Here is a 20,024-nt window from a genome sequence, read left to right as displayed (position 1 = left end):
TATCGCTTCCCCTTAGATAGACAACGTCTTCACGCGCTTACCACCCCAAATCGCGTTCACGATTGCGCGGGTACCCACGATAGCGGTAAACATCGATGTCGCAATACCGATCATCAGGGTTACCGCAAAGCCTTTGATCGCGCCTGTACCAACGGCGAACAGGATCAGCGCTGTCAGGAAGGTAGTAATGTTAGCGTCGGCTATGGTAGAGAAGGCGTTACCATAACCTTCGTGAATCGCCTGCTGCACGCTGCGACCTGCACGTAACTCTTCACGGATACGCTCGTAAATCAGTACGTTACCGTCAACCGCCATACCCACAGTTAACACCATACCCGCAATACCAGGCAGGGTTAATACGGCGCCAGGGATCATAGACATCACCCCAACCACCATCACTAAGTTGGCCGTTAAGGCTAAGTTGGCGATCAAGCCGAAACTACGGTAGTAAACCAGCATAAAGATAAGTACGACTGCCATACCCCAAATCATGGCTTGCACACCGCTTTCGATGTTTTCTGCACCTAGGCTTGGACCGATAGTACGTTCTTCTACAATCGATACGGGCGCAATCAGGGCACCAGCACGCAGCAGCAGTGCGAGGTTTTGTGCTTCACCATGGCTTAAGCCGGTGATCACAAAGTTACGGCCTAAACGCGCTTGAATGGTCGCCACAGAAATCACTTCTTGGATTTTCTGCATTTTTACGCTGCCATCGGCGTTACGCTCACCGCTGTCTTTATATTCGATGAACAAGGTCGCCATCGGTTTACCGATATTGTCCTTAGTCACGTTAGAGAAAATGGTACCGCCTTTAGCATCGAGGTTGATGCTCACCTGTGGACGGCTGTATTGGTCAAAACTTGGTTGTGCGCCAGTGATATGATCACCCGTTAGCATCACTTCCTTCTTCAGTACCACTTGACCGCCTTCACGGCGCTGATACACCTCAGAACCCGCAGGTACACGGCCAGATTGCGCCGCATTCGGGTCGGCCTTATCGTCTACCATGTGGAATTCAATCGATGCAGTTGCACCTAAGATTTCCTTAGCGCGAGCCGTATCTTGTACACCTGGCAGCTCAACGATAATACGCTCAGCACCTTGGCGTTGAACCACAGGTTCAGCTACCCCTAACTCGTTCACACGGTTACGGATAGTGGTAATGTTTTGCTGCAGCGCTTCTTCTTTAATCTGCTTGAGATAGGTTTCGCTCATCACGGCTTGCAGGGCAAAGTCTTCACCCTTGCTCACATCGCTGAACACCATATCGTTGCTGCGCGATTTTAAGAAACGTTCTGCACTGGCTAAACTTTCGGCATCACGGAATTTAATCTCGATACCTTGCGCATTGTTGCGAATGCCAGCGTAACGGATTTTTTCTTCACGTAATTGTGAACGGAAATCGGCCACTTTGGCCTCTTCCATCTTGCGGATGGCTTCGCCCATGTCCACTTCCATTAAGAAGTGCACACCACCACGAAGGTCCAGACCGAGTTTCATTGGGCTACCGCCCATGGACTCGAGCCACTGCGGCGTCGCAGGGGCAAGGTTAAGTGCCACGGTAAACTTATCGCCTAAATCTTCGGCGATGGTTTCCTTGGCCAGCAACTGTTGATCCGCGTTTTGCACGCGAACCAACAATTGGCCTTTTTCAAGCTCAGAACGTTTTACCGCAATGCCCTTACTGGCTAACAGCTCGTTCACTCTGGCTTGGGTAGATGCCGTGACTTCAGCACCTCGAGTCGCCACTACTTGCACCGCATGATCTTCACCGAACAGGTTAGGTACGGCATAGAAACAACCTATGGCGATGACGAGCACCACCATAATGTTTTTCCACATTGGGTATTTATTTAACACGCCTGAGCCCTCTTGGCTTACAACGACTGGATAGAGCCCTTAGGCAATACAGCTGCAATGTAATCTTTTTTAATTGTAATTTGAGTCGTGTCGTTCAAGCTCAGTAACACGTAGTCATTTTCATCGCTGATCTTTGCAATCTTGCCTAAGATACCGCCGCTGGTCAGGACTTCGTCGCCCTTGCTTAAAGATGACATCAGGTTCTTGTGCTCTTTAACACGCTTAGATTGCGGACGGAAAATCATGAAATAGAAAATCAGACCAAAAATCACCAGCATGAAAATCAATTCCATGGTGCCGCCACCCTGTGGAGCGCCTGCAGCATTTGCATATGCATTTGAAATGAACATAGTTTTCTCTTCTTATTAGCAAAAAATCAATCGACTAACTCTGGTACTTCACGACCTTGACTGGTATAGAAGTCCTTTACAAAGGCGTCTAATGTACCTGTCTCAATCGCCCCGCGCAAACCTTCCATTAACATTTGATAGTATCTCAAGTTGTGAATGGTGTTTAAACGCGCACCCAGAATCTCATTACAACGATCTAAATGGTAAAGGTATGCCCGTGAATAGTTTTTACAGGTATAACAATCACACTTAGGATCGAGCGGTGATGTGTCATCACGATGACGCGCATTGCGGATCTTGATCACACCTTCACTGGTAAACAGATGACCGTTACGGGCGTTACGGGTTGGCATCACACAGTCAAACATGTCGATACCACGACGCACACCTTCAACTAAATCCTCTGGCTTACCGACCCCCATCAGATAGCGCGGTTTGTCCGCAGGAATTTGTGGGCAGATATGCTCAAGAATGCGGTGCATATCTTCCTTAGGCTCACCTACGGCCAAACCACCGACGGCATAACCATCGAAACCAATGTCGACTAAGCCTTTTAAGCTCTCGTCGCGTAAATCTTCATAAACACTGCCTTGGATGATCCCGAATAATGAATTGGGGTTTTCCAGACGGTCGAACTCGTCGCGTGAACGCTTAGCCCAACGCAGTGACATCTGCATTGACTTGCGCGCTTCATCTTCTGTCGCCGGATACGGGGTACATTCGTCAAAAATCATTACCACATCACTGCCCAATGCATGTTGAATTTGCATTGATTTTTCAGGATCTAAGAAGATTTTCTCGCCATTGATTGGCGAACGGAAATGCACACCTTCTTCGGTAATTTTACGAATGTCACCCAAACTGAATACTTGGAAACCGCCCGAATCGGTCAGAATAGGACGCTGCCAGTTCATAAAATCATGCAAGTCACCATGCTTACGCATGATTTCTTCGCCGGGACGTAACCACAGGTGGAAAGTGTTACCGAGCAGAATATCCGCACCAGTAGCACGCACTTCTTCAGGCGTCATGCCTTTTACCGTACCGTAAGTACCAACAGGCATAAAGGCTGGGGTTTCTACCGTGCCGCGTTCAAAAATCAAGCGACCACGGCGCGCACGGCCGTCGGTAGTGTCGAGTTCAAATTTCATAATTCACCTCGCCAGATAAACAGTCTGACTACATTTGTAATGGCAAGCGCCATTTTGATTAACAATAGAGATAGGGACAGATCTAAAAGGTTCAACCTTTGGCTGAAAAAAATTACCGCCCAAACTCAATGTGGGCGGCTATTTTAAAACAAAATCTTGGTCTAGTGAGCTTTTTTCGTCACAAACATGGCATCGCCATAGCTAAAGAAGCGATATTTTTGCGTGATTGCGTGTTTATACGCCGCCATAACATGATCAAAACCTGCAAAGGCACTGACCAACATAATGAGGGTCGATTCCGGCAGGTGGAAGTTAGTGATCATGGCATCGACAACTCGGAACTGATACCCAGGATAGATAAAGATATCGGTATCGCCGCTAAAGGCTTTCAGTTCGCCTTCACTGGCCCGGGCGGCACTCTCCAGTGAGCGCACGGACGTCGTCCCAACAGCGACCACACGTTTGCCCGCCGCTTTAGTTTGGGCAATTAGATCCACGACATCCTGCGGTACATTGGCCCACTCGGAATGCATTTTGTGCTCGAGCACATTATCTACGCGCACTGGCTGGAAGGTACCAGCGCCCACGTGCAAAGTCACAAATGCGATATTTACGCCCTTGGCTTTTAATGCCTCAAGCATGGCATCGTCAAAATGAAGGCCTGCCGTAGGCGCAGCTACCGCACCAGGGTTTTGGTTATACACGGTTTGATAGCGCTCTTTGTCGGCATCCTCATCGGGACGGTCGATATAAGGAGGCAGTGGCATATGCCCTACCGCTTCGAGTACTTCTAAAATCGTCAGGTCGGATAAGAGTTGAAGTTCAAATAAGGCATCGTGGCGGGCAGCCATCTTCATCTCATAACCGCCATCGAGGTGGATAATGCTGTCCACCTTCGGAGATTTGGAGCTACGCACATGGGCGAGAATACGCTTATCGTCGAGCATACGCTCAACTAAAATCTCGAGTTTGCCACCACTGGCCTTTTGGCCAAATAAACGCGCAGGGATCACTCGAGTATTGTTAAACACCATTAAATCGCCGGGATTAATCATCCCCAGCAGATCGGTAAACTGTTTATCGGCAAGTAAGCCAGTATTGCCATCTAAGGTTAACAGACGTGACGCAGTGCGTTGCGCCATGGGATAACGAGCGATAAGTTCGTCGGGAAGATCGAAGGAAAAGTCTGTTACGCGCATGCAAAGGCCTCTAGATAGCTTAGAACGGCGGCTAGTCTATGGTTAGAGGCCAATAAGATCAAGATTACTTGTTCGCGATGTCCATATCCGCGGTTGTATCCGACTCGTCGAGCACATCTGAGGTCGATGTCTCATTCACATCATATTTAGGGCGAGTCCGCGAAAAATTATCCATGCTGAAACTATGCTGCTCATAGGGAATATCGACTAGCACTTTTTTACGCTTAGGGCGCGAGTCTTTACCAAGCATTTTGGAAAACCAGTTCCACATCATCCATGATCCTTAACAGGTTAATTAATTGGTGCATTTTCAATCCTACATCAGCATTTGCCTTCCTGGTGAAACGCTAACGTAAGCACTCCCTTAGAAAAGCACACGATTTTGCCTATTTGTGCTTTCCTCAGCGCGCCTGCCCATGATACCGTGAACTAACGCGATAAACCAAGCACAAAAAATGAACATTCTTACACACTTACATTTAGCTGAGATCAGTAAAACCCACCTTGGCGCCAATTTGGCCGGCAATTTTGTCACTGCGCCAATCGATTCTGCGCCGCAAGCACTTCGCCAAGGACTGTGGTTAAACCAAGAAATTAATCAGCTTTGTGCCAATCATGAGCTAACTCAAGAACTCATAGCACTCTTTCCCACTCGGTTATCAAGCATAGCAGCAGATTTAATGTTCGTAAGTTTCGATCATTATTTAGCCTACTACTGGGAAGAATATCACCAGCAGCCATTGTCTGAGTTTAGCCAAAAAGCCTATGCCGAACTGGCAGAATTTGCGACCCAATGCGATGAGTATCATCCACAGTCTTGCCTAGAGATCATCGCCGATATGCGTCGTCAAGATTGGTTAAACAACTACGCCACATCTAAGGGAATACAACAGGCATTGGCGCAACGGGCAAAAGGCCATCCGCACAGTGCCTTATTTAACGGCGCGGATAAACTGTTAGCGAAAATGCAAATAGAGACAGAAACCGCCTTTCGCACCTTCTATCCTCAATTAATGGCGTATACCCGTATTTGGAGCCGTAAAACCCCAAGTGACTATTTACCCAGTGGCTCAGCTGACTAAGCTCGAAGTCTAACACCTGCATTTTGTTATCAAGCCTTGTTTAAGCCTAAGCGTTTACCCTAACGCCTTTGCAATAGCATATATTCAGTGAGGTTACCGTCACAGTGACGTCCGCAAAACCAAGCCCTAAACCAGCTCACCCACTCAGTTGGCGCCAAAAACTACGAAGCCCGCGCTTTTGGCTTAAACAGCTTAGGGATCTTAGCATCATGGCGCTGGTGCTCTACGGCATCAGCCTCTATTTGCAACGGGATATGATCACAGGCCAAGCGCCAGTATTAGGCGGTATCGCGATTGATGGCAGCCAGCTTACGCTGAATGCAGCCCAGACAGAGCCAACATTAGTCTATTTCTGGGGAACTTGGTGCCCGGTGTGCCGCGTCACTTCCCCTATGGTTGAGAGTATCAGCCAAGACCATAAGGTGATTTCGGTAGCCGTAGCCTCTGGCAGTGATAGTGAGATCCAGCGTTATATGGACGAGCATCAGTATCACTTTCCGGTGCTAAACGATGACGATGGTAAGCGAAGCACTCAGTGGGGCGCGATGGCATTTCCGGCTATTTATATAATCGATCCCCAAGGGGAAATCCGTTTTGTCACCTCAGGAGTCACCTCGACTTGGGGCATGAAGTTCAGATTGTGGTTGACACAATTCTAGTTCAGCTCTAGTTCGGTTCTAGCAACCTCAGCAAACGCCAGCTCGAGAATATACTGCTTAGTGACTGATATTTTGCTAGTATGGCCGCACAAATGATGAGGATACGATGCAGATATTTGATTACCAGCCCCCTTCAGTCCCTTGGATAGATCTTCGCTATCAAGATAGAGATTTGATCATTATTAATAAACCTTCTGGATTGTTATCTAATCCCGGCCGAGCCGCACATACCTTCGATTGTGCCCTCACCCGACTACAACGTTTGTATTCTGACACTATTCTCGTGCATCGACTCGATTGCGCCACCTCTGGCATTATGGTGTTTGCCCGCAACAAAAAAGCCGAATCTCAGCTAAAAACCCAGTTCCAAGATAGGCAAAATGAGAAAGTGTATATCGCCGAAGTCATGGGGGTAATTGCAAAGGATGCAGGAATAATCGATTTAGCTATCGCGCCCGATCCCGAGCACCCACCCTATCAGAAGACGCAAACGGCAGGGACAGCTGGCGCGAAGAGTGCCCTGACCCATTACCGAGTGCTAGAAAGACGCGAAAACAGCACCTTAGTCGAATTAACACCACAAACGGGCCGTACCCATCAACTGAGAGTGCATATGCTCGCCTTGGGGCATCCCATTCTTGGGGATGAATTTTATGGCGATGATGAAGTGATAAAGGCCAGACCAAGACTCTGTCTTCACGCCCAAAGTTTACGTTTTACCCATCCTTACTCGGGTAAAGCCATGCATTTTTACAGTAAGCATCCCTTCTCGGCTTAACACACCACCTTATCAATTCCCCACCCCCTAAAAAGACACGAGGTCGCCTTAAGCGACCTCGTATTTAGCCAATCGGCTTGGTATTTGCCGATTTATTGATTAGCGTATTTCACTGCGACTCATTAAGCCACGCGCTGATTGAAATCAATATCCGCCATCAACTTATCGACTTGGAAATAACTGCCCTGCTCATTGCAAAACTGCAGTTGCATGGCAGGCGTCACCATAAAATATTCACCGAAGAAGTTGCCGCCGACATCTTCCACTTTTTGGCCCTGCGGCGTATTGGACAGATTCACTTCATCCAAACTATGGCAGCCATCGCTAAACCAAGTTTCTAAATAATATTTGTCCGCTTCTTTATAGAGGGTAATTTTGTCACCAAGCAGTGGACGCTCATCTAACCAACGACCAATAATTTCTCGATTTTGCATATCTGACTCCCGCCAATGAAGGCGACGGCGTTTTTCAATCCCAGACATCCTGATATCCTTATGCAATACCCACTCACCTAAAGTGAACGTCAGTTGTGGTAGTACATTAAGCATAGAACCCATTTACCGCTTTACTCCCCCGAGTCGCAAATTACCCCAAATCCACCATAAAATGTAATTTTTTGGTTAAATTAAATTTGCTAAACGTTTAAAAACTAAAAGATAATTTCGCCTGATTAATTAATCGGCAGTGTAGCTTAATTAGAAAATAAAAACGCGATCTTTATCACTATTTACCTATCGCTAAAGTAAAGATAAATACCTTATTTCACATCTTGCGCATTCATCCCCACGAATGAGCTTGTTACATCTTTTATTATTCACTCAGCTTAGGATTCTGATATAACAAACGGGATATATATCGCCCTACAAATAATCAAAAATAATGCAGGAAGCTTATGCACAATATTCATCGCCGCCATTTTCTAAAAACCGCAGGCGCAGTTACTGCAGGTCTTGTTACGGCCAATATCGCCCTCAATGCCAACGCCAGTAGCGTTGCCCCTAAACCCCGCGTTGGAAAATCCGTTATTGGACTTATCGCCCCGAAAATGGAGGTGGTTAGAGTCGGTTTTATCGGTGTGGGAGAGCGAGGTTTTAGCCATGTCGAACAATTCTGTCACTTAGAAGGCGTAGAACTTAAAGCCATTTGTGATACCCACCAAGCCGTTATCGATAGAGCCGTTGAACATATCATTAAGCAAAAGCGGCCAAAACCTGCGGTCTACACGGGGAATGATCTCAGCTATCGCGAGCTGTTAAACCGCGATGATATCGATATTGTGATTATTTCGACCCCGTGGGAATGGCACGCCCCCATGGCCATCGATACCATGGAAAGTGGTAAACACGCCTTTGTGGAAGTGCCATTGGCACTGACAGTGGAAGAATGCTGGCAACTTGTCGATACCGCCGAACGCACCCAGAAAAACTGCATGATGATGGAGAACGTCAATTACGGCCGCGAAGAATTGATGGTGCTCAACATGGTGCGCCAAGGTGTGTTCGGCGAGCTGCTCCACGGCGAGGCCGCTTATATCCATGAGCTGCGCTGGCAAATGAAGGAAATCGACCATAAAACTGGTTCGTGGCGCACTTACTGGCACACTAAACGCAACGGTAACTTATATCCCACCCACGGCTTAGGGCCGATTTCTCAATATATGAACATCAACCGCGGTGACCGTTTCGATTATCTCACCTCTATGAGTTCACCCGCACTCGGGCGCGCGCTGTATGCCAAGCGTGAATTTCCCGCCGATCATGAGCGTAATCAGCTCAAGTACATCAATGGCGATATGAGCACTAGCCTGATTAAAACCGTTAAGGGCCGAACCATTATGGTTCAGCACGATACCACTACACCTCGACCCTATAGCCGCCATAACCTTATCCAAGGAACCAATGGCGTTTTTGCCGGATTCCCAAATCGGATTGCCGTTGAGCACGGCGGCTTTGGTAAGAGTTACCACGATTGGGATACGGACATGCAAAAGTGGTATGACAAATACGATCATCCACTCTGGCAACGCATCGGTAAAGAAGCCGAAATCAACGGCGGCCATGGCGGGATGGATTTTGTGATGCTATGGCGTATGGTCTATTGCCTACGTAACGGCGAGGCGCTCGATCAGGATGTCTACGATGGCGCCACTTGGTCTGTGGTGAATATTTTAAGTGAGCAATCGCTGAATAACCGCAGCAACTCGGTCAATTTCCCCGACTTTACCCGCGGCGCATGGGAACATGCCACGCCCTTAGGGATTGTCGGCGCCTAGAACACTCGAAAGTGAGTGGTTAACGTAAAGGGATAAACTTAGGTTTATCCCTTTAATAACAACCTATCGATTTAATCTTTAACGAAAAATCACCACTTTGCTGCGCACCAATCACCAGCCCTATGCTAGTCAAACGGCTTAAATCTATCGCAGCTCGCTCAATCGATTTACCACGGCAATGGGGATGAAACGCCGTAAAAGGAATTTCGATACGCTGCCAGTGAATAATACTGCCACCATTAACGCCAAAGGATTGATGCTTAGCATCGGGCATAGGCGCCTGATAAACCGTGCTCTGCGGCGTATCAGCATCCTTAAGGTTCACTTTGTAGTGCTTGCTCCTGTCGCGGTCGAGTTCGAGGTAAATCCCACTAAACTCGCCGACATCAAGCGGCGAAAACTCACAGCGCACCGAGGCAAAACCACCGCCATTGGCGAGTGACACATGGCCGCTAAACATCCCATAACCTAACGGAGAGATGGTGAGCTTACTGCGTGACAAACCGCCCATCACGGTATCATTAACACCATACCAAGACTTAGCCGCATCTAAGTCCTTAAAATCGAAAAGGATCATAACTACTCCCATAAAAAAGCAGCCACCGTGGTGACTGCTCTTATGATACTTTTTTCTACACTAACAACAGCACACTTTATCCAAGTTTAGCTTTGTTTTCAGCGGCTTCACAAGCAGCGGCGGTAAAAATCACGTCCGTAGAACTATTCAGTGCGGTTTCGGCCGCATCTTGGATAACCCCGATAATAAAGCCAACGGCAACCACTTGCATGGCCACATCATTAGAAATACCAAATAAGCTACAAGCCAGCGGAATAAGCAGTAACGAACCACCAGCGACACCCGATGCACCACAGGCCGAAATCGCCGCTACTACACTCAGCAGTAACGCCGTTAATAAATCCACCTGAATGCCTAAGGTATGCGCCGCGGCTAAGGTCAACACGGTAATGGTAATCGCAGCGCCGCCCATGTTGATGGTTGCACCTAACGGAATAGAAACAGAATAGGTGTCTTCATGCAGCTTTAATTTTTCACACAGCGCCATATTCACCGGAATATTTGCCGCACTGGAGCGAGTGAAAAATGCGGTGACGCCACTTTCACGCAGACAACGGATCACTAATGGATAGGGATTACGTTTAATTTTCACATAAACAATCAGCGGGTTAACAATTAAAGCGATGATAGCCATCGCGCCGAGTAACACGGCCAATAGCTTGGCGTAACCGGCTATGGCGGCAAAACCGGTTTCGGCAAAGGTCGCCGCAACCAGACCAAAGATACCGATAGGTGCTAAACGAATGATAAAACGCACCATTTGCGAAATACCGTGGCTCACATCGGCAAACACTTGCTTGGTCGAATCACTCGCATGGTGCAGGGCTAAACCTAAACCCACACCCCAAGCCAAAATGCCAATGTAGTTACCCGTCATTAATGCGTTGACTGGGTTATCAACCAGTTTGAAGAGTAAGGTATTGATCACTTCACCAATACCCTGCGGCGGGCTGGTGCCCTCAACGCCAGCAACCAATACTAAATTGGTTGGGAACATCATACTTAAAATAACTGCAATTAATGCGGCTGCGAAGGTGCCAAATAAGTACAGCACCACAATCGGGCGCATATTGGTTTGAGTATTTTTCTTTTGATTGGCGATGGAAGACGCCACAAGGATAAACACTAGAATAGGTGCAATGGCTTTTAATGCACCTACGAAGAGACTTCCTAAAAACGCGACTTGCTTTGCGGCTTCATGTGAAAAACTGGCTAGACTCACACCAGCGATAATCCCCACGAGAATTTGCAGCACCAAACTGCCATTAGCCAACTTGGCTAACAAAGACGATTCTTGTTTCATTACTTAACCTATCGTTATTATATTTCGGCTGAGTTTCCCCACCCCACACCTTCAAAATCGAGGTCAATAAGGTTTTTATAGGATGCGACGGAACTTGTCTAGCTTTGCAGGGAAATAAGCCGATTAAATTACCCAGCCCCTGCAAAACCCTTACAAAAATCCAACATGGGGTCTAATGTGCCCGCGTAGCCGCTAAATCGGCACCCCGCAGCATGGCTTCGACCAGCTCATGGGCATCAAACTTTGTCAGCGCCTCATTCGCCCCAACTTGATGGGCTTGGCTGACGCTTATCTCGCTCGAAAGTGAGGTATGCAGAATGATATAAGCTTTGGCGAGAAGAGGATTATCACGCACTTCAAACGCCAGCTCATAACCATCGAGCCCTGGCATTTCAATATCGCTGACCAGAATATCGATTGGATGATGCTCGGCGGCGGCCTGCTCCATAATCGAGAGCGCCTCTTTACCGTCTGGGGTCACAAAATAAGGAATGTTAATGCTATCAAGCGCGTCAGAAAGTTGTTTGCGTGCGACCTTAGAATCATCCACCAACAAAATACGCATGGGTTTTAACTTCTCGCGCTGCACGTCAGTTAAAATAGCGCGATTGGCCTCGGGCGCATCGGGGAAGACCTTCGACAGCAACAACTCCACGTCGAGTAACTGCACCAGCTGATTATCGTAGCGCGTCACCCCAGTTAAAAAGGCATTGCGGCCTAAATTGGCCGATGGCGCTTCAATATCGCGCCAATTGCACTCGATAATCTTATCAATCGCACGCACCAAAAAGCCGATAATCATCCGCTGACAATCGGTAATAATGATATAGCAATGTTGGCGCTCTTCATCGCTGATGGGGCGATAACCAATCGCTGCCGCCATATCGACCACAGGGATAGTGTTGCCACGAATAGTAGCTGCCCCAAGGATCGTGGGATGGGATTGAGGGATTTTACTCAACGGAGTATAAGGAACGAGTTCACGAACTTTTAGGGTGCCTAAGGCAAATATCTGACGTTGAGATAGCCTAAATAGGAGTAATCCCTGTGATTGATTTGCCTTACTTTTCATAATAAAACTGAGTGCTCACTCAAATTAAACTGCCAGTATCTTAACCTTAACACGCGCTAAAAGTGATGACTAAGGTCAAATGAGTTGAAATCAGTGATTTGTATTTAGCTTTACGAAAATCATACCTATTACTGAATTAATCCTGCAGTGCATAAAGCACATCGAAGGCAAACTGATCCCAACCTTCGGCTGTAAACGCAATATCGCGAATGCTGCGCACTTGGCTAACGGCATGCAAAGGCGCGGCGCCATTCACCATCAAGTAATAGGCCATAATAAGCCCAGTACGGTCTTTACCCGAGCGGCAATGGATTAACACGGGCAAGTTATCGGCTTCACACTGCTGAATAAAAGCCAGCGCACGCGGTAACTGGGCAACACATATAGCAATATCCCCTTCCTGCGGCGGGACATTGCGGGAGAAAGGAATGCATTCATAACGCAATCCATGATGCTTAAAACTGCCCGGCTCACAGCCCTCTCCGCCATTCACTGATAACACCGCACGGATCCCAGAGTCCTTAAGCTCGGCTAAATCCCAAGGATCCTTATTGGGGCCACTTCGACCCGCTATCTTGCCTTCAACTAACCAAAATAGATGCTGCATACTGCTCCCACAAACCAGATGCGAAGGGACATGAGATGCACTAAGCATAACTCACGCCCAAGGAATTAAGACTTTTTACCCCAAAATTCAAGGTTCGCCGCGGGTAACTGTTTACGCTTTTTCTTGCCAGTGCCTTCGGGTTTAGCCTGCGGTTTTTCCTGCGCTAACACTTCCAGTGGCATCTCAGCATTCGCTTCAAATCCAGGGATTTGTTCACGTACCAGTTTGATTTTGTTTTTCTTTTCAATTACGCCGAAGTGATGATATTCCTCATGGGAAATCAAGGTCACCGCCAAACCCGCCTCTCCCGCGCGGCCGCTACGACCAATACGGTGCATATAGTCGGCTGGACTTCTTGGCAAATCGAAGTTAATCACCACAGGGAGTTTATCAATATCAATACCGCGGGCTGCGATATCGGTCGCAATCAACACACTGATTTCGCCACTTTTAAAGCCATCGAGTACCCGAGTTCGCGCGCCTTGCGCCTTATCGCCATGGAAGACTTCGGCACTGATCCCACGTTTAGACAGCTTCTGTGCGAGGTGATTACAAGTGTTTTTAGCGCTGACAAAAATAAGCGCCTGCGACCACTGATGTTGCTTAATCAAGTGTGCTAACAACGCCGTTTTTTGTTCACGGTTGACTGTGATAACGCGCTGCTCAATGGTACTTTCTTGCTCACTTTGTAGATGATATTCAAGCGGTTGATGGAGTAATTTCGCCGTGAGTGCACGCACTTCTTCAGGGAATGTCGCCGAAAACAATAGGGTTTGTTTCTTGGCGGGCAGCGCTTCAAGCACTTGATTTAATTCATCGGTAAACCCAAGGCTTAACATGCGGTCAGCTTCATCCAGCACTAAGGCTGAGACGCGGTTTAACTTAAGCGCATTGCTGGCTAATAAATCCAATAAACGGCCAGGCGTTGCCACCAGCACATCGGCCCCCGCGCGTAAGCTTTGCATTTGCAGATTGACAGACACGCCGCCAAACGCCGCAACTATCTTAAGTTGGCCATTAAAGTGAGAGGCATAGGATAAAAAGCTATCGGCAACTTGCTGCGCCAATTCGCGGGTTGGCACCAGTACCAAACAACGCACTTGGCCTGCAGACTTTTCCGCAGTTTTCGCCTCAAACAGGCGCTGCAATAACGGCACGGCAAAGGCGGCCGTTTTGCCTGAGCCCGTATTCGCCCCCGCTAATACGTCCCGTCCACTGAGCACGGCCGGAATAGTCGCCGCTTGTATGGGCGTAGGCGTCACATAGCTCAGCTCAGAGAGTCGATTACACAGGGGCGCAATAATGCCAAGTTCGGCAAAATTGGAAACGGAGGAAGAAGCTTGGGTCATAAAAAATTACATGGCTCATCAATAACAAATATGACCGCTATTCTAACGTAAAATGCGCTCCCTTGCTTGTCGATTCCAGCATTAACAGCTGTTGTTTCATCGTGAGTCCATAGGCATAACCGGTTAATTGGCCATTTTTACCAATGATACGGTGACAGGGCACAATAATCGCGATGGGATTGGCACCATTGGCGGCACCCACCGCCCTGACGGCTTTGGGTCTGTCGATTCGTTGGGCGATATCGCCATAACTGCAACTCTGCCCATAACCGACCTGCACCAGCGCCTGCCACACCTGCTGCTGAAATTCGGTTCCCTTAGGCGCTAAGCTTAAGTGGAACTCAGTTAGCTTACCGCGAAAATATTCCTGAAGCTGCGCCTTTGCCTGCTCAATATGGCTTTTGGCCAGCGCGAGTTCGACATCAGTTGCAACCTTTAGCGGGATCTCCGTTCGGCTCGACCCTACGACCGTTAAGTGGCTTAATCCGTAGGCATTGGCATTGAGTTGTAGTACGCCGACAGGGGTACTTAAGGTATCGACAGCGCAGGGCTGATAATCTTTGGCCGTTGGCGCGCTAATCAATTGGGAGAAATTCGGGCTCATAATGGGTCTCGTAAACGGCTTTAGTACTGTGTTTCAAATAGTTAATAGTGGCTCTCATATGGAGCCTCGTCACTGGTTCCTAGTCACTGGAACAATAACGAATGGCCTGAAATGCCTTATGCATTGGACCACAACTGGAAGGTCAAATAACTCCCCCAAGGGGCGATATCCGCACTCACCCGCTGTGCAAGCGCCGTATAATCCAGCTGTTTTACCGCTTCAATATCCAAGCCTCTTTGCTCGGCAACACTGGCTAACAATTGTTTTTTAACGATTAAATCTGTGTGCAAGAAGATATTCGGATCGCCAAGTCCACGCAATTTGGCGTAGGCAATGGTCCAAGGACCTATACCTTTTACCCCAATCCACTCATCGACTGAGGCTTCGGGCTGCTCACAGATAAACGCCGCAAGCGCATTGAGCGCCAGTTTGCGCGCACCGGGCATTTTAAGCTCATCGAGACTCGCCCCACGAATCGCCTGCGGCGTGGGGAACAGGCGATATTCCCGCCCATTTAAACTAAAGCGCTCGCCATAGGCTTCGACCAATATATTCAGTAATTTAGTCGCCTGCACTACGCTCACCTGCTGACCTAAGACGGCTCGACAACCCGCCTCAAACACCGCGCCTGCGCCAGGGATCCTAAGCCCGGATTTGCTACTGAGTTTTAGATCGGTCAGATGCTGAAGGTTGTGTTCAATCAGCTGCATGTCGGCATCGAGATCTAAAATGCGCCGCACTTGGGTGATGAGCTTTTGTAGGCCCGATAAGGGCGAGTCAGGCGTTAACGTCAGCGTGATTTTAAAGCGATACAAAGGTGCCTCATGGACGATATGCACAACAGCGCGGATATCCTCAAGTTGCAGGGTGCGGCCATACTCAAGTGGCGTATCTTGGTTAATTACCTCATGGAAGTGAGGGTCTACATTATCACTAAACCACTCCATTCCTTCGACGGCGCGCAGGCGATAAAAGGCTAATTGCGCCGACCAATCGAGTGGCGGCCGGTAATACTGATACAGACTCAAACTGTGCGCTGGCATCTCCTGCGAACAAGCGAGTTTAGCACTCTCCCCTTCATCTATCTTTGCTGTCGATTTTTGGCTGGATTTTCGTAACTGTGTGGGCGTTAATTGCAGCGCCTGCTGAAATGCCTCGTTGAAACGGCGAATACTGTTAAAGCCTGCGGCAAGGGCGACCTGAGTGATGGGCAACTGCGTCTGATGCAACAACTGTTTTGCGAACAATAACTGACGATAGAGGGCAAATTGTTTAGGTGAAGTGCCAAATCCTGCGGTAAATAACTTATTTAAATAACGGCTACTGATCCCCAGTTTGTCCGCCAAGGCCTCGACGGTTAATCCGTGCTCGCCAGATAAGGCGCCAGCTTCAATCAAACCTATGGCTCTGTCTAAGGTTGTGTTAGTGCCTTTCCACGGATTAGAGCCAGGAGCACTGTCGGGGCGGCAACGCAGACACGGTCTAAGTCCCGCCTGAGCAGCTTTAATGGCCGAGTCAAAATAACGTACATTTTCTTCCTTCGGCGCTACTGCTGGGCACACTGTTCGGCAATAAATCCCCGTACTTAACACACCCACAAAGAACTTACCGTCAAAACGTGGATCGCGGCTAATGCGTGCTTCACGGCAAATCCCGGCGGATATTTGGCAATCCTGCGCGTCGCTTGATGCTGGCTCGTATGGCGGTTTTGGGGCTGAGTTTTGGCTCACGGCTGTTTGCTTCATTTGGCTATCCGACAATCTTATTCACAATTTTGTACTTGTCGGTTACTGTACGTCACCCTATGCTAGCACACTCGCGGAAAACGGAACTGGATCATCGCGTGCTTTTAAAGTGCAAGATCCTATATGCTAGACACCTCGACGTTTTCCCCATCCATTTTTCTCAATAAAATAGAGTCAATTCATGTTTAAACGATTTGAATCTTGGGTTGAAGCCCTGCCCGATGGCGAACCAACCAAGCCGCCCACGGGGGTATATGCGTTTTGCCGCCATTACACTAAGGGCTATGAATTACCGCTTATCTTAATGTCGGTGCTGACGGCATTAATCGCCATGCTCGAAGTCTCGCTATTTGGCTTTATGGGGCAATTAGTCGATTGGTTAGTGAAAAAAAGCCCTGAGACACTCTTTCAAGATGAAGGCTCAACGCTGCTATTAATGGGGCTGATGGTCTTAGTGGTGATGCCATTATTAGTGTTATTCCATGCGCTGATCATGCATCAAACCTTGCTGGGTAATTATCCCATGTCGATTCGCTGGCTTGCGCATCGCTATCTGCTCAAGCAAAGCGTGTCCTTCTATCAAAATGATTTTGCTGGCCGCATTGCCACTAAAGTGATGCAAACTTCCCTTGCGGTCCGTGAAACCGTAATGAAGCTCCTCGATGTGCTGGTGTACATTTTAGTGTATTTCACTTCCATGCTGGTGATGGTGGCCAGTGCCGATGTGCGTCTGGTGATCCCCATGCTGATCTGGCTGGCGCTCTATATCGGTTTACAGTGGTATTTTGTGCCTAGGCTGAAAACGGTTTCGACTGAACAGGCCGATGCGCGTTCGACGATGACAGGACGTATTGTCGACAGTTACACCAATATCACCACGGTGAAACTCTTCGCTCATACGGATAAAGAAGCTGAGTATGCCAAGGCGAGTATGCGCAGTTTCCTCGACACTGTGTACCGCCAGATGCGACTCGTTACGGGGATCAGTGTTAGTGTGCAAGTGATTAACTATCTGCTCGCCTTCAGTATTGCCGCTGTATCTATCCTGCTCTGGAGTGACAATGCCATCTCCGTTGGAGCGATTGCAATTGCCGTAAGTTTAGCGCTGCGTCTCAATGGCATGTCGCAATGGATCATGTGGGAAATCAGTTCGTTATTTGAAAATATAGGTACAGTGACCGATGGGATGAATACCCTTTCGAAAACGACTCTTATTCAAGATTCGCCCAATGCCAACACTTTAGTGGTTGAGCAAGGACGTATCGATTTTAATCAGGTGAGTTTCCATTACGGCGAAGAAGCGGGTGTTATTGAAGATCTGAACCTCAATATCAAAGCGGGCGAAAAAGTCGGTCTCGTTGGCCGTTCTGGCGCGGGTAAGTCCACCCTAGTGAACCTGTTGATGCGTTTTTACGATGTTGAGAAAGGCCAAATTTGTATCGATGGTCAAGATATTAAAGCGGTCAAGCAGGACTCACTGCGCTCACAGATTGGTATGGTGACCCAAGATACGTCGCTACTGCATCGCACTATTCGGGAGAATATTCTTTACGGTAATCCTGATGCCAGCGAAACCCAGCTCGAGCATGCAATAAAACAGGCTCAGGCCCATGATTTTATTAATGAACTGACCGATCCTAATGGCAACCATGGCTTAGATGCACAAGTGGGTGAACGTGGGGTTAAGCTCTCCGGCGGACAGAGACAACGTATCGCGATTGCTCGGGTACTATTGAAAAATGCGCCGATTTTACTGCTCGATGAGGCAACTTCTGCCTTAGACTCCGAAGTGGAAGCTGCGATTCAGGAAAGCTTGTACGAACTAATGCAAGGAAAGACTGTGATCGCGATTGCCCATAGATTGTCCACTATCGCGGCAATGGACAGATTAATCGTGCTAGATCAAGGTCGTATTGTCGAACAAGGTACCCATCAAGAGTTAATTGCTGCTGGCGGTATCTATGCACAGCTTTGGGCGCATCAAACTGGTGGCTTCCTCGGGATTGAGTAGCTTTGCGTTTCTTAAGCGCACCACCTTTCACTTTGATTTGAAAAATCATTGAGTTTAGATGTAAAAGGCGACCTCGAGTCGCCTTTATATTCGACTTTATTCGTTATGTTGCTTTATTGTCAGGTAAAGGCATAAAGAGTTTATTGCCAGCACTTATCCTCAACAAAATCTGCAAACTGGACCCTTTAAGTATTGTGATCTGCTGAAATTACACGTCGTTTACTCTCATCACTGTACTGCGATTTGATAAGACGAAAATACCGCAGAAAGTACCAACTCCCCTACTACAACCCAAGACAAATAAACTGATACGATCTCAATATAATTGGCTTATGGCTTATGGCTTATGGCTTATGGCTTATGGCTTATGGCTTATGGCTTATGGCTTATGGCTTATGGCTTATGGCTTATGGCTTATGGCTTATGGCTTATGGCTTATGGCTTATGGCTTATGGCTTATGGCTTATGGCAGGATAACGAATTTTAGATACAAAAAAACCACCTAATGGTGGCTTATTGTTCTCAACTAACATTAGCGATTAATCTTAGTTGAGGTGGTATCCCCTAGGGGATTCGAACCCCTGTTACCGCCGTGAAAGGGCGGTGTCCTAGGCCTCTAGACGAAGGGGACACAAGGACTTATTAATTCGAATTTTCATTCCCGCTTAACATTGGCGGTATCCTAGGCGCACTTCTAAGAACAGAAGGAGACACAAGGACTGATTTTTAGCCTCATCACTGAGGTCTTGCTGTTATCTCACAAATCACTCGCTAGTCATTTGTGATGGCACCCTATCTTTAAGGGATAAGGTGGTATCCCCTAGGGGATTCGAACCCCTGTTACCGCCGTGAAAGGGCGGTGTCCTAGGCCTCTAGACGAAGGGGACACAAGGACCGATATTTAGCCTCATCACTGAGGTATTACTGTTATCTCACAAATCACTCGCTAGTCATTTGTGATAGCACCCTATCTTTATGGGATAAGGTGGTATCCCCTAGGGGATTCGAACCCCTGTTACCGCCGTGAAAGGGCGGTGTCCTAGGCCTCTAGACGAAGGGGACACAAGGACATATTAATTTGAAAACTATTAATGACTAACAGTGCTCTCGCTTAATACGGCGAACTTGGTGGAGCTAGACGGGATCGAACCGTCGACCTCTTGCATGCCATGCAAGCGCTCTCCCAGCTGAGCTATAGCCCCAAATTCTTTCGACTTACTGATATTCAGTATATATCGCAGAAACTGGATTTGTTCTTACCAAACGACTCGTTAGTCATTTGCTAGGAACCCTATGTGATAAACATAGTGGTATCCCCTAGGGGATTCGAACCCCTGTTACCGCCGTGAAAGGGCGGTGTCCTAGGCCTCTAGACGAAGGGGACACAAGGACATATTAATTT

General features: G+C 48.0%; 18 protein-coding genes and 5 tRNA genes. 5 read left to right on the top strand and 18 right to left on the bottom strand.

The annotated features are described in order from the left end of the window. Nucleotides 1-12: 12 nt before the first annotated feature. From secD to EYR25_RS06505, 5 genes are all read right to left on the bottom strand, one after another. On the bottom strand, nt 13-1,863 hold the full coding sequence (secD, locus tag EYR25_RS06525; protein ID WP_011716500.1) for a protein translocase subunit SecD: 1,851 nt from the start codon (nt 1,861-1,863) through the stop codon (nt 13-15). A 17-nt stretch (nt 1,864-1,880) separates the two neighbouring features. Next, entirely contained in the window at nt 1,881-2,213 is a 333-nt protein-coding gene (gene yajC / locus EYR25_RS06520; RefSeq protein ID WP_023267664.1) for a preprotein translocase subunit YajC, read from the bottom strand. Between the two features lie 26 nt (nt 2,214-2,239). Then, nucleotides 2,240-3,364, bottom strand: a complete 1,125-nt coding sequence (gene tgt, locus EYR25_RS06515) for a tRNA guanosine(34) transglycosylase Tgt (protein ID WP_023267663.1) — start codon at nt 3,362-3,364, stop codon at nt 2,240-2,242. 161 nt (nt 3,365-3,525) lie between these two features. Further along, entirely contained in the window at nt 3,526-4,563 is a 1,038-nt protein-coding gene (gene queA, locus EYR25_RS06510; protein ID WP_133178896.1) for a tRNA preQ1(34) S-adenosylmethionine ribosyltransferase-isomerase QueA, read from the bottom strand. A gap of 64 nt (nt 4,564-4,627) precedes the next feature. Then, the gene (locus tag EYR25_RS06505; protein ID WP_133178895.1) at nt 4,628-4,837 is read right to left on the bottom strand and encodes a hypothetical protein; all 210 of its coding nucleotides are present in this window, start codon (nt 4,835-4,837) and stop codon (nt 4,628-4,630) included. A gap of 181 nt (nt 4,838-5,018) precedes the next feature. Here EYR25_RS06505 and EYR25_RS06500 point away from each other — a divergent pair, with 181 nt between their 5' ends. The 3 genes from EYR25_RS06500 (at nt 5,019) to EYR25_RS06490 (ending at nt 7,082) form a co-directional block, all read left to right on the top strand. Further along, the gene (locus EYR25_RS06500) at nt 5,019-5,645 is read left to right on the top strand and encodes an acyl carrier protein phosphodiesterase (protein ID WP_133178894.1); all 627 of its coding nucleotides are present in this window, start codon (nt 5,019-5,021) and stop codon (nt 5,643-5,645) included. Between the two features lie 104 nt (nt 5,646-5,749). Beyond that, complete coding sequence (locus EYR25_RS06495) at nt 5,750-6,304, top strand: protein disulfide oxidoreductase (protein WP_133178893.1); 555 nt, start codon at nt 5,750-5,752, stop codon at nt 6,302-6,304. 106 nt (nt 6,305-6,410) lie between these two features. Next, entirely contained in the window at nt 6,411-7,082 is a 672-nt protein-coding gene (locus EYR25_RS06490; protein WP_133178892.1) for an RluA family pseudouridine synthase, read from the top strand. A 122-nt stretch (nt 7,083-7,204) separates the two neighbouring features. On the opposite strand, the gene EYR25_RS06485 is transcribed toward EYR25_RS06490, so the two are convergent. Continuing rightward, on the bottom strand, nt 7,205-7,639 hold the full coding sequence (locus EYR25_RS06485) for a hypothetical protein (RefSeq protein ID WP_133178891.1): 435 nt from the start codon (nt 7,637-7,639) through the stop codon (nt 7,205-7,207). A gap of 335 nt (nt 7,640-7,974) precedes the next feature. Here EYR25_RS06485 and EYR25_RS06480 point away from each other — a divergent pair, with 335 nt between their 5' ends. Next, the gene (locus tag EYR25_RS06480; RefSeq protein WP_133178890.1) at nt 7,975-9,354 is read left to right on the top strand and encodes a Gfo/Idh/MocA family oxidoreductase; all 1,380 of its coding nucleotides are present in this window, start codon (nt 7,975-7,977) and stop codon (nt 9,352-9,354) included. A 52-nt stretch (nt 9,355-9,406) separates the two neighbouring features. On the opposite strand, the gene EYR25_RS06475 is transcribed toward EYR25_RS06480, so the two are convergent. The 7 genes from EYR25_RS06475 to EYR25_RS06445 form a co-directional block, all read right to left on the bottom strand. Further along, nucleotides 9,407-9,931 carry a CIA30 family protein gene (locus tag EYR25_RS06475; protein WP_133178889.1) on the bottom strand — a complete coding sequence of 175 codons (525 nt, stop codon included), beginning with the start codon at nt 9,929-9,931 and terminating at the stop codon, nt 9,407-9,409. 76 nt (nt 9,932-10,007) lie between these two features. Then, complete coding sequence (sstT, locus tag EYR25_RS06470) at nt 10,008-11,234, bottom strand: serine/threonine transporter SstT (RefSeq protein WP_133178888.1); 1,227 nt, start codon at nt 11,232-11,234, stop codon at nt 10,008-10,010. Between the two features lie 172 nt (nt 11,235-11,406). Further along, nucleotides 11,407-12,306: a chemotaxis protein CheV gene (locus tag EYR25_RS06465; RefSeq protein WP_023267653.1), complete on the bottom strand. Its 900-nt coding sequence runs from the start codon at nt 12,304-12,306 to the stop codon at nt 11,407-11,409. Nucleotides 12,307-12,442: 136 nt separating this feature from the next. Further along, a complete protein-coding gene (locus EYR25_RS06460) occupies nt 12,443-12,913 on the bottom strand; it encodes a phosphatase domain-containing protein (RefSeq protein ID WP_133178887.1) in 471 nt (156 codons plus the stop codon). A gap of 65 nt (nt 12,914-12,978) precedes the next feature. Next, entirely contained in the window at nt 12,979-14,262 is a 1,284-nt protein-coding gene (locus tag EYR25_RS06455; protein ID WP_133178886.1) for a DEAD/DEAH box helicase, read from the bottom strand. A gap of 37 nt (nt 14,263-14,299) precedes the next feature. Then, nucleotides 14,300-14,866 (bottom strand): methylated-DNA--[protein]-cysteine S-methyltransferase, encoded by a 567-nt coding sequence (locus tag EYR25_RS06450; protein WP_133178885.1) that lies wholly within the window; start codon nt 14,864-14,866, stop codon nt 14,300-14,302. Nucleotides 14,867-14,982: 116 nt separating this feature from the next. Beyond that, nucleotides 14,983-16,611, bottom strand: a complete 1,629-nt coding sequence (locus tag EYR25_RS06445; protein ID WP_133178884.1) for a DNA-3-methyladenine glycosylase 2 family protein — start codon at nt 16,609-16,611, stop codon at nt 14,983-14,985. 181 nt (nt 16,612-16,792) lie between these two features. Here EYR25_RS06445 and EYR25_RS06440 point away from each other — a divergent pair, with 181 nt between their 5' ends. Continuing rightward, nucleotides 16,793-18,622: an ABC transporter ATP-binding protein gene (locus tag EYR25_RS06440; RefSeq protein ID WP_133178883.1), complete on the top strand. Its 1,830-nt coding sequence runs from the start codon at nt 16,793-16,795 to the stop codon at nt 18,620-18,622. A gap of 555 nt (nt 18,623-19,177) precedes the next feature. On the opposite strand, the gene EYR25_RS06435 is transcribed toward EYR25_RS06440, so the two are convergent. From EYR25_RS06435 to EYR25_RS06415, 5 genes are all read right to left on the bottom strand, one after another. Beyond that, nucleotides 19,178-19,253 (bottom strand) — tRNA-Glu (locus tag EYR25_RS06435). A 180-nt stretch (nt 19,254-19,433) separates the two neighbouring features. Beyond that, nucleotides 19,434-19,509 (bottom strand) — tRNA-Glu (locus tag EYR25_RS06430). 99 nt (nt 19,510-19,608) lie between these two features. Next, nucleotides 19,609-19,684: transfer RNA gene (locus EYR25_RS06425), tRNA-Glu, on the bottom strand. Nucleotides 19,685-19,748: 64 nt separating this feature from the next. After that, nucleotides 19,749-19,824, bottom strand: a tRNA-Ala gene (locus tag EYR25_RS06420). Nucleotides 19,825-19,930: 106 nt separating this feature from the next. Then, nucleotides 19,931-20,006: transfer RNA gene (locus EYR25_RS06415), tRNA-Glu, on the bottom strand. Between the last annotated feature and the right edge of the window lie 18 nt (nt 20,007-20,024).

This window comes from Shewanella decolorationis, from assembly GCF_004354305.1.
GTDB lineage: Bacteria > Pseudomonadota > Gammaproteobacteria > Enterobacterales > Shewanellaceae > Shewanella > Shewanella decolorationis.
The sequence above is the reverse complement of the archived record's forward strand: the minus strand, read 5'-3'. Positions and strand labels throughout refer to the sequence as shown.

What these genes read in the sequence shown, in the direction of transcription:
- yajC (WP_023267664.1), bottom strand. Translation starts at nt 2,213, where the DNA reads ATGTTCATTTCAAATGCATATGCAAATGCTGCAGGCGCTCCACAGGGT.
- tgt (WP_023267663.1), bottom strand. Translation starts at nt 3,364, where the DNA reads ATGAAATTTGAACTCGACACTACCGACGGCCGTGCGCGCCGTGGTCGC.
- queA (WP_133178896.1), bottom strand. Translation starts at nt 4,563, where the DNA reads ATGCGCGTAACAGACTTTTCCTTCGATCTTCCCGACGAACTTATCGCT.
- EYR25_RS06505 (WP_133178895.1), bottom strand. Translation starts at nt 4,837, where the DNA reads ATGATGTGGAACTGGTTTTCCAAAATGCTTGGTAAAGACTCGCGCCCT.
- EYR25_RS06500 (WP_133178894.1), top strand. Translation starts at nt 5,019, where the DNA reads ATGAACATTCTTACACACTTACATTTAGCTGAGATCAGTAAAACCCAC.
- EYR25_RS06490 (WP_133178892.1), top strand. Translation starts at nt 6,411, where the DNA reads ATGCAGATATTTGATTACCAGCCCCCTTCAGTCCCTTGGATAGATCTT.
- EYR25_RS06485 (WP_133178891.1), bottom strand. Translation starts at nt 7,639, where the DNA reads ATGGGTTCTATGCTTAATGTACTACCACAACTGACGTTCACTTTAGGT.
- EYR25_RS06480 (WP_133178890.1), top strand. Translation starts at nt 7,975, where the DNA reads ATGCACAATATTCATCGCCGCCATTTTCTAAAAACCGCAGGCGCAGTT.
- EYR25_RS06475 (WP_133178889.1), bottom strand. Translation starts at nt 9,931, where the DNA reads ATGATCCTTTTCGATTTTAAGGACTTAGATGCGGCTAAGTCTTGGTAT.
- sstT (WP_133178888.1), bottom strand. Translation starts at nt 11,234, where the DNA reads ATGAAACAAGAATCGTCTTTGTTAGCCAAGTTGGCTAATGGCAGTTTG.
- EYR25_RS06465 (WP_023267653.1), bottom strand. Translation starts at nt 12,306, where the DNA reads ATGAAAAGTAAGGCAAATCAATCACAGGGATTACTCCTATTTAGGCTA.
- EYR25_RS06460 (WP_133178887.1), bottom strand. Translation starts at nt 12,913, where the DNA reads ATGCAGCATCTATTTTGGTTAGTTGAAGGCAAGATAGCGGGTCGAAGT.
- EYR25_RS06455 (WP_133178886.1), bottom strand. Translation starts at nt 14,262, where the DNA reads ATGACCCAAGCTTCTTCCTCCGTTTCCAATTTTGCCGAACTTGGCATT.
- EYR25_RS06450 (WP_133178885.1), bottom strand. Translation starts at nt 14,866, where the DNA reads ATGAGCCCGAATTTCTCCCAATTGATTAGCGCGCCAACGGCCAAAGAT.
- EYR25_RS06445 (WP_133178884.1), bottom strand. Translation starts at nt 16,611, where the DNA reads ATGAAGCAAACAGCCGTGAGCCAAAACTCAGCCCCAAAACCGCCATAC.
- EYR25_RS06440 (WP_133178883.1), top strand. Translation starts at nt 16,793, where the DNA reads ATGTTTAAACGATTTGAATCTTGGGTTGAAGCCCTGCCCGATGGCGAA.